General features: G+C 29.0%; 11 protein-coding genes. 10 read left to right on the top strand and 1 reads right to left on the bottom strand.

Annotation, left to right across the window (positions count from 1 at the left end; genetic code table 11):
- Nucleotides 1-107: 107 nt before the first annotated feature.
- Genes KQ44_RS02180 through KQ44_RS02225 form a run of 10 tightly spaced genes read left to right on the top strand, consistent with a single transcriptional unit; the run spans nucleotide 108 to nucleotide 6,285 of the window.
- Entirely contained in the window at nucleotides 108-863 is a 756-nt protein-coding gene (locus tag KQ44_RS02180; RefSeq protein ID WP_096736042.1) for an ethanolamine utilization protein, read from the top strand.
- Entirely contained in the window at nucleotides 860-1,492 is a 633-nt protein-coding gene (pduL, locus tag KQ44_RS02185) for a phosphate propanoyltransferase (RefSeq protein WP_096736043.1), read from the top strand. Before KQ44_RS02180 ends, pduL begins: the two co-directional genes overlap by 4 nt.
- Complete coding sequence (gene eutJ / locus KQ44_RS02190; RefSeq protein WP_096736044.1) at nucleotides 1,489-2,328, top strand: ethanolamine utilization protein EutJ; 840 nt, start codon at nucleotides 1,489-1,491, stop codon at nucleotides 2,326-2,328. Before pduL ends, eutJ begins: the two co-directional genes overlap by 4 nt.
- Nucleotides 2,329-2,360: 32 nt before the next feature.
- Complete coding sequence (locus KQ44_RS02195; RefSeq protein ID WP_096736045.1) at nucleotides 2,361-2,996, top strand: hypothetical protein; 636 nt, start codon at nucleotides 2,361-2,363, stop codon at nucleotides 2,994-2,996.
- Between the two features lie 18 nt (nucleotides 2,997-3,014).
- On the top strand, nucleotides 3,015-3,287 hold the full coding sequence (locus tag KQ44_RS02200; protein ID WP_096736046.1) for a EutN/CcmL family microcompartment protein: 273 nt from the start codon (nucleotides 3,015-3,017) through the stop codon (nucleotides 3,285-3,287).
- A gap of 16 nt (nucleotides 3,288-3,303) precedes the next feature.
- The gene (locus KQ44_RS02205) at nucleotides 3,304-4,674 is read left to right on the top strand and encodes a 4Fe-4S dicluster domain-containing protein (protein ID WP_096736047.1); all 1,371 of its coding nucleotides are present in this window, start codon (nucleotides 3,304-3,306) and stop codon (nucleotides 4,672-4,674) included.
- Nucleotides 4,671-5,216 carry a BMC domain-containing protein gene (locus tag KQ44_RS02210; protein ID WP_096736048.1) on the top strand — a complete coding sequence of 182 codons (546 nt, stop codon included), beginning with the start codon at nucleotides 4,671-4,673 and terminating at the stop codon, nucleotides 5,214-5,216. The genes KQ44_RS02205 and KQ44_RS02210 overlap by 4 nt, the downstream gene beginning before the upstream one ends.
- Nucleotides 5,217-5,233: 17 nt before the next feature.
- Nucleotides 5,234-5,542 carry a hypothetical protein gene (locus KQ44_RS02215; protein ID WP_096736049.1) on the top strand — a complete coding sequence of 103 codons (309 nt, stop codon included), beginning with the start codon at nucleotides 5,234-5,236 and terminating at the stop codon, nucleotides 5,540-5,542.
- 10 nt (nucleotides 5,543-5,552) lie between these two features.
- Complete coding sequence (locus KQ44_RS02220) at nucleotides 5,553-5,828, top strand: BMC domain-containing protein (protein ID WP_096736050.1); 276 nt, start codon at nucleotides 5,553-5,555, stop codon at nucleotides 5,826-5,828.
- A 28-nt stretch (nucleotides 5,829-5,856) separates the two neighbouring features.
- A complete protein-coding gene (locus tag KQ44_RS02225) occupies nucleotides 5,857-6,285 on the top strand; it encodes a transcriptional regulator (RefSeq protein ID WP_096736051.1) in 429 nt (142 codons plus the stop codon).
- Nucleotides 6,286-6,612: 327 nt separating this feature from the next.
- Here the strand turns inward: KQ44_RS02225 and KQ44_RS02230 are convergent.
- A partial coding sequence (locus KQ44_RS02230; RefSeq protein ID WP_240516434.1) for a 1-propanol dehydrogenase PduQ occupies nucleotides 6,613-7,753 on the bottom strand: 1,141 nt, incomplete at its 5' end.

The raw sequence follows: 7,753 nt of genomic DNA on the forward strand, positions 1-7,753 counted from the left end.
TGTGCATGTAATACCAAGACCGCATGAAGAAGTAGAAGCACTTCTTCCAGTTCCAAAGGTTAATAACAGCAGCAAAGAAGAGTAAATTATAAAGTAATAGGTTTATTATGAAAGTTTTAACAGAACAAATGCTTAGAAGCGAGATACTTAACAGAGATGTATCAGAATATTTCATAGAAGAGGGGGTTTTTGTAACTCCTTCTGCTAAAGAATATTTGGCTTCACGCAAAATAGAACTTAAAATAAAATCAGTAAGCTTTAATGAAGGAAGTTCTACATCAAGTCCTAAATCCTATGGTATAAAAGAAATAGAAAATATGGAGTATTATATAGACTATAGTACAAATAAAAAATTGAATACTAAACCTGAAAATTATACTCATTTATATGATAATGTATTAGTTGAGAAAAATCATCCTAGAATAATGCTAAGGGGAAAATTAGACAGTCTGCTTTCTTTAATTGTTGATATACAGTATCAGTTTAAAGAAAGACATGAGGATAAATTGCTTGAATACTTAAAAAAATATCAGAAGCTAATACATACTATATTATATTCTGAGGTTTCAAATAAAAGTTTAGAGTTTGATACCATATTTGATTTGACAGAAGAAGAGATTAGAAAAATGTCTCATCACCCAAAAGAGTATTTCGGATGCGATCATATTTTTGTTAATTGTAATATGCCTTTTACCGTTATTAAACTTAATCTTATAAGAACAGCTGTTAGAGAAGCGGAACTCATTGCATATAATGCTTTGAAAAATGAAAGAGATGACCTTATAAAGTTATTGAATCGTATGAGCAGTGCTGTTTATATATTAATGTTGATGGCACATACTGGTAAGGATATAAGCAAATGACAGATAATTCATTTTTTAATAAAATATCTGATTCCATTAAATATGAGCTTAGCAAAAGAAAAATCATAAAGGTGGAAATATCAGCAAGGCATGTACATCTGTCTCAAAGTGATTTAGAGATATTGTTTGGAAAAGGTTATTCTTTAACTCCGAAAAGAGATCTTTCACAGCCCGGACAATATTTAAGTGAGGAGCGTGTTAAACTTGTTGGTGCTAAGTCAGAAATGAATAATATAGCTATATTAGGTCCTGTGAGAAAAAATACTCAGGTAGAATTATCTATATCTGATGCTAGGGCATTAGGTATTAAAAATATAACTATTAATGAATCGGGACAGCTTGAGGGGGCTGGAAATATAACTATAATTGGAAAAAATGGAAGTATAGAAGCTAAAAATTCTGTTATAGTAGCTAAAAGACATATACATTTAAGAGAAAAAGATGCTTCAGAATGGAATTTGTATAACGGTCAGATAGTTAAAGTTAAAGTTTATGGTATTAGATCTTTAATATTTGATGAGGTTGTTGTAAGGGTTAGTGATAAATTTATGCCTGCTATGCATATAGATTTTGATGAGGCAAATGCATGCGGTTTACTTAGTCAGGGATATGGAGAGATCATTTTATGAGTTTTTCATTTGAATATGTTGATTCTATTATAGATAGGACGACTGACTGTATAGAAAAAAATGGTGATTTTGATATAAATGATAAACTGTATGTAGGCGTTGATTTAGGTACTGCTTATATTGTATTGGTAGTTGTAGATTCAAAAGGCAATCCTATAGCAACAGAGCTTCAATATGCTGAAGTTGTAAGAGATGGTCTTGTTGTTGATTATTCTAAGGCTTGTTCAATTGTTAGAGAATTAAAGGGAAAATTGGAAAATAGACTTGGAGTTGAGCTTGTAAATGCTGCTATTGCTATGCCGCCAGGAGTTAATAATAAATCAGTTGCTACGCATAGATATGTAGCTGAAAGTGCTGGGTTTGAAGTATTAAATGTGATAGAAGAGCCTGAAGCTGCTAACTATATATTAAATATAGACAATGGAGCAGTTGTTGATGTGGGAGGAGGTACTACTGGCATTGCTATATTTAATAATGGTAAAATGATATATACTGCTGATGAGCCTACTGGTGGGACGCATTTTACTCTTACTATTGCTGGAAATTATGGTATTTCTTTTAATGAAGCAGAAAATAAAAAGAAAGATAAGAATAATTCAAAAGAGATATTCAGAATTGTTCTTCCAGTAATACAAAAGGTAGGGAGTATAATAAGCAAGCATATAAAAGATTATAATGTAGATTTAATTTGCTTGGTTGGCGGTACAGTATGTTTGGATGGTTTTGAAAATGTTGTTGAAAAGGAAACTAATGTGCATACTATAAAGCCTAAAAATCCTTTTTTGGTTACTCCTTTGGGTATAGCTATGAGTTTGGTTGAAAATAACAAGGATTAATTAATAAAAATTAGAGGAAGTATTATAAATTTATGGACGATTTAGTATTAAAAAAAATTGTACTAGAAGTTATAAATCAATTAAATAAAACATGCATAGATTCTGTATTTGTTCTATCAAATAATAGTAGTTTTTGCTTCAAAAGCGAATTAGAAAATATGGGATATAAGGTTGATATATCTAATAATGCTTGCGACTTTAATAATCATTGTATGTTTGTAATAGATGATTTATCTGCTGAGATTATATCTTCTATATCTAATCTTTTATATAAAGACAGTAATACTTCTTTTATAATTAATGCTTTATTAGATGGAAAAAAAGTTTTAGCATTAAAAGATAATGATAAATTTGATAATTATAAAAAAACGGCTTCTAATCAATTATTTTCTAAATTATTAGAGCTTGAAAATACTGCAAAATCTTACGGGCTTATAATACTTGATAACAAAAATTTTTTATCATATTTTAGTAAAAACAATAATAATAAAATTAAAAGTTCATCATCTTCATTTGATTTTAGAGATAAAAAAGTTATTACTAAGACTGATATAATGGATATTGTTAAAGATTATTCAAGCATTGCGGTAAAAAATAATGTTATAATTACACCGCTTGTTATGGATTATATAAAAGAAAATAAAATAAATATTGTTTATAATGAATAAAATTAAAAGGAATTATTAATGGTACTAGCAAAAGTAATAGGGAGTGTATGGGCCACAAAAAAAGAAGAGGCTTTATCTGGAAGCAAACTTTTAATTACAAGAGTTTTTGAACCAGATACTAGTAAAGAATTGGATATTATTGTAGCCTGTGATTATATAGGAGCAGGTATAGGCGATATAGTTATTATTACTTCTGGAAGCGGTGCTAGAAATGCTCAGGGTGATAAAGATACGCTGCCTATAGATGCTGTTATAGTAGGAATAGTGGATCAGGTTGATTTAAATAAATAAAAATTAAGGTTTATATATGAGTTTGAAAGAAAAAATATATAATGCTGGTATTGTGGGTGCTGGCGGAGCAGGTTTTCCATCGCATATAAAATTGCCTGAAAAAGTGGAATATTTAATAGCTAATGCAGCAGAATGTGAACCTTTATTAAAGACGGATCAGTTCTTAATGCTGAAATATGCTGATAAAATAATAAAAGCATTAACTGTTATAGGTAATGAAATATCAGCTGAACATATAATTATCGGTACTAAGAAAAAATATACTAAGCAAATAGAAGCATTATCTGAAGCTATAAAAAAAGAGAATGCTCCTATTGAAATAAAGACATTTAAAAGTTTTTATCCTTTGGGTGATGAACAAACTTTGGTATACAATATTACTAAAAGAGTTATTAAGGCTGGAGGCATACCTTTGGAGGTGGGCTGTGTTGTATTTAATGTCGCTACTTTATGCAATATTTATGATAGTCTAAGCGATATACCTGTAACCTCAAAATATATGTCAATATTAGGAGAAGTATATAAACCTTCTATTGTCAAAGCTCCTATAGGTGCTAATTTAAGAGAGATTTTATATCAGTCTGGCGTAAATGATGATGATAAATACGTTATAGTAGGTGGTCCTATGATGGGAAGATATTATCCTATAAAAGAGACTAATAATTTGTTTGTTAAGAAAACAACTGGGGCTTTGATAGTTATTGATAGTGATCATTATTTAGTAAAAAAGAAAAATATCAATTATGATAAGATGATTTCTTTAGCTAAATGTTCATGTATACAATGTTCTGCTTGTTCTGAGTTATGCCCTAGAAATTTAATTGGTCATAAAATTAATCCTCATTTGGTTATGCGTACTTCTGCATTTGCGGATTTGGATAATATAGAAAATAATAGTACTAATGTATTGGACAAACTTAAAGAAGCATATTTCTGCTGCGAGTGCGGTATATGCGAACTTTATTCTTGTCCTATGGGTATTAATCCTTCAAACATGAATATATACATTAAATCACTTTTGAGAAAAGCAAATATTAAACTGGATAGGAGTGTAAAAGATTATGGGGTACACCCATCTATAGAATATAGAAGGGTATCAACTAACAGACTTACTAGAATTTTAGAATTGGATAAATATGCCCATGATGAAGCAGACATGGATAATCCTAAAGAAATTAAAGTTTCAAAAGTATGTATAGAATTAAGGCAGCATATAGGAATGCCTGCTGAGGCTTTAGTTAAAGAGGGCGATTTAGTTAAAGAAGGTCAAATTATAGCTGCAGTACCAATGGATAAAGTTGGCGCTAATATTCATTCTAGTATTAATGGTATTGTAGAGTCTGCTGACAGTGAAAAAATAGTTATAAATGGGGAGAGTATTAAATGAAGTCTATAGGAATGATAGAATTGAACAGCATAGCTAAGGGAATATTAGTTACAGATTATATAGGAAAAACTGCAAATGTTAAGATTTTGAGATCTCATTCTGTATGCCCCGGAAAGTATATTGTTATATTCAGCGGAGATGTAGGTGCTGTAGAAGCATCTAAAAATGCAGCTCTTAATGCTGGAGGGCATTCTGTAATTAATTCTTTTGTGATAGCAAATGTTCATGATACAGTTATAGAAGCTATTAATGGTACTTTGGGAGATTTTCCTAAAGAGGCTATTGGAGTTATAGAATATTTTTCTATTTCTTCTGCTGTACAGGGAGCTGATGATGCTGCTAAGGCAAGCGATGTATCATTAGTTAATGTTAGGCTTGGTTTTGCTATAGGCGGAAAATCTTATATTACAATGACTGGTAAGATTAGTGCTGTTGAAGAGGCTGTTAAGGCTGGAATTAAAAAGGCTGAAGATGATGGGCTTGTTGTTGATTATTGTATACTTCCTTCTCCTATAGATGAATTATATAATTCTATTTTATAATTTTGGAGTGTGTATTTATGAATAAAAATAAAATACTTTATAATAGTCAGAATGTTTATGATCTTATAAAAGATAATACAGAAATTATAGAAGCTGATAATAATGTGATATTTACTCCAAGTGCTATGGATATTATTAAATCAAAAGGGATAAAAATAGTTTATAAAAAATATATTGCTGATAATTGCGGATGCTCTTATGTAAAAGATGACAGCACTGAGATAGTAAAACAGACTATAAAAATTTTGGTTAATAAACTTAATATCACTGATGAAAAGATTATAAAAAAAGTTATAACTGAAGTATTAAATAGAGTAAATTTATAAAGATTTTTTAATGGAAAATTTGAATTTATCTATTGGGATAATAGAAACTACAGGATATGTTGCGGTTATTAGTGCTTTGGATACTCTTTTAAATGCGGCTAATGTAGAAGTTATAGATAAAGAGCGTATAGGTTCTGGTATAGTTGTTATTATTATAGCAGGCAGTATATCCAATATTAAAGAGGCTGTAAAAAGTGCTGAAATTGCTATAAAAAAATTAAATAGTAAATGCAGATATACTATTATCGCAAAGCCTCATAACGATTTATGGCGTATTATACCTTAAATAAAAACTAAAGGAGTTTTTTCGGATTATGGAAAATAAAGATATTCACTCTATTGTGTCAGAAACAATCTGTACCTTTTTACATACTGGAACTGCTTCTGGATATAAAGATGAAAATAATTCAAATAATAAGAAAATAATAAAGAAAAATATTTCAGATATTAATAAAGTTCAGTCTGACATAGATAAAAATGTATATATAACAGATGTTTTTAATACTGATGAGAGAGGGGTATTAAAATGTTTATTGATGGAATTAAATGCTTCTTCTATAAAATGCGTATTAAATAGCGATGAAATTTATATTGTTTTAGAGGGTAGTCTGATAGCTGAGAGTAATCAAAATAGAACTGAAGCTAAACAAGGTGAAATAGTATCTGCATTAAAAGGAGATTGTATTAATTTCTCAACGCCTTTCTATGCTAAATTTTTACGTGTAGTTTGTTCAAATAATTAAGTATTTATATTATATTTTTTGTATATACATAAACAATTTGTCAAAAATTAATTTTTTAATTTTAAATATTTGCATGGCTTTACCCACCGTTCTGTGTGTTTTTTGCAAGGTGCATCCTAAATTTTAGGTATTACAATATATTTAATACATATATATAAAATACAAAGTTATAACAATTGCGTTTTTTGAAACTTTTTTGTGCGTCAAAAAAACAATAATTCTATATAAAGTTCATCAGTTGAAAAAAATAAAATTATTACAGTATATAAAAAAATGCAAAATATTTTTATAATTAATTCTGCAGTTTTTTATTATATTTGATTATATTTATATAAGTTTTCTATAAATATTTTTCACATCTTCTAAACTAGGCTTAACAGGATTGGTTAATAAACATACATCTTTTAAAGCATTCAAAGCCATTTCTTCTATAGCATTTTCAAATTCATTTTTATCAACACCATATTCTGTTATTTTTTGATTTATTCCTATATTTTTATTTAATTCTAAAATCAGATGTTTTAATATTTCGCATGAGGCTGAAACATCATCAATATTTTTTACATTCAATAAATCTATAACTTTAGCATACTTTTTAGCAGATTTTTCACAATTTTTGGAATTATATTCTATAACATGAGGCATTAATATAGCATTAGCCCTTCCATGAGGCTGTCTGAATCTTCCTCCAAGTGCATGTGCCATAGCATGTATTAATCCCAAACCAGCATTATTAAAAGCTACCCCTGCTATACAGGAAAGTTCATGCATAGCTATACGGGCATCAATATCCTTTCCATTATGAACTGATTTAGATATATTATTGAATACGCCAACTATAGCATATTCACTATACGGCATAGTAAAAGGACTAGCATTCACAGAAACATACGATTCAAAAGCATGTGCCATAACGTCCATTCCTGTTTCTGCTGTTATTCTAGGAGGTACGGTCATAGTAAACTGAGGGTCTAATAAGGCTATGTCTGGAAGCATTTCATTAGATACAAGCGGTACTTTTCTATGAGTTTCTTTATCCGTTATTATGGCGTATGAAGTAACTTCAGAGCCTGTTCCGCTTGTAGTAGGTACAGCTATGAAAATAGGTTTTTTTAAATTATCAGACATTCTTTTATTAACTTCTAAAGCAAAATATATTACAGATTTAGCAGTATCTATTACAGATCCGCCTCCTATTGCTATTATAGTATCAGAATCAAATGACAAAATCTTGCTTAAACATCTTATAACTATTTCAAAACTAGGGTCTGGTTCTATATCAGAAAATATTTCATAATTAATATTTTTATTTTTTAATAGCTTTATAGTAGAATCGCAAGCCCCAATTTTAAGCATGTTATTATCTGTAAATATAGAAACACGCTTTGATTTTGAAAGATCTAATTCTAATAAAGCATTATTTCCTGATATTATTTTTGTATTTAAAATGAACTCTATCATATATAAT

This window comes from Brachyspira sp. G79, from assembly GCF_002379365.1.
Taxonomy (GTDB): domain Bacteria; phylum Spirochaetota; class Brachyspiria; order Brachyspirales; family Brachyspiraceae; genus Brachyspira.

Excerpts from the sequence above, each read along its gene's own strand:
- KQ44_RS02180 (WP_096736042.1), top strand. The coding sequence starts at position 108 with ATGAAAGTTTTAACAGAACAAATGCTTAGAAGCGAGATACTTAACAGA.
- KQ44_RS02210 (WP_096736048.1), top strand. The coding sequence starts at position 4,671 with ATGAAGTCTATAGGAATGATAGAATTGAACAGCATAGCTAAGGGAATA.
- KQ44_RS02215 (WP_096736049.1), top strand. The coding sequence starts at position 5,234 with ATGAATAAAAATAAAATACTTTATAATAGTCAGAATGTTTATGATCTT.
- eutJ (WP_096736044.1), top strand. The coding sequence starts at position 1,489 with ATGAGTTTTTCATTTGAATATGTTGATTCTATTATAGATAGGACGACT.
- KQ44_RS02195 (WP_096736045.1), top strand. The coding sequence starts at position 2,361 with ATGGACGATTTAGTATTAAAAAAAATTGTACTAGAAGTTATAAATCAA.
- KQ44_RS02225 (WP_096736051.1), top strand. The coding sequence starts at position 5,857 with ATGGAAAATAAAGATATTCACTCTATTGTGTCAGAAACAATCTGTACC.
- KQ44_RS02205 (WP_096736047.1), top strand. The coding sequence starts at position 3,304 with ATGAGTTTGAAAGAAAAAATATATAATGCTGGTATTGTGGGTGCTGGC.
- pduL (WP_096736043.1), top strand. The coding sequence starts at position 860 with ATGACAGATAATTCATTTTTTAATAAAATATCTGATTCCATTAAATAT.
- KQ44_RS02220 (WP_096736050.1), top strand. The coding sequence starts at position 5,553 with ATGGAAAATTTGAATTTATCTATTGGGATAATAGAAACTACAGGATAT.
- KQ44_RS02200 (WP_096736046.1), top strand. The coding sequence starts at position 3,015 with ATGGTACTAGCAAAAGTAATAGGGAGTGTATGGGCCACAAAAAAAGAA.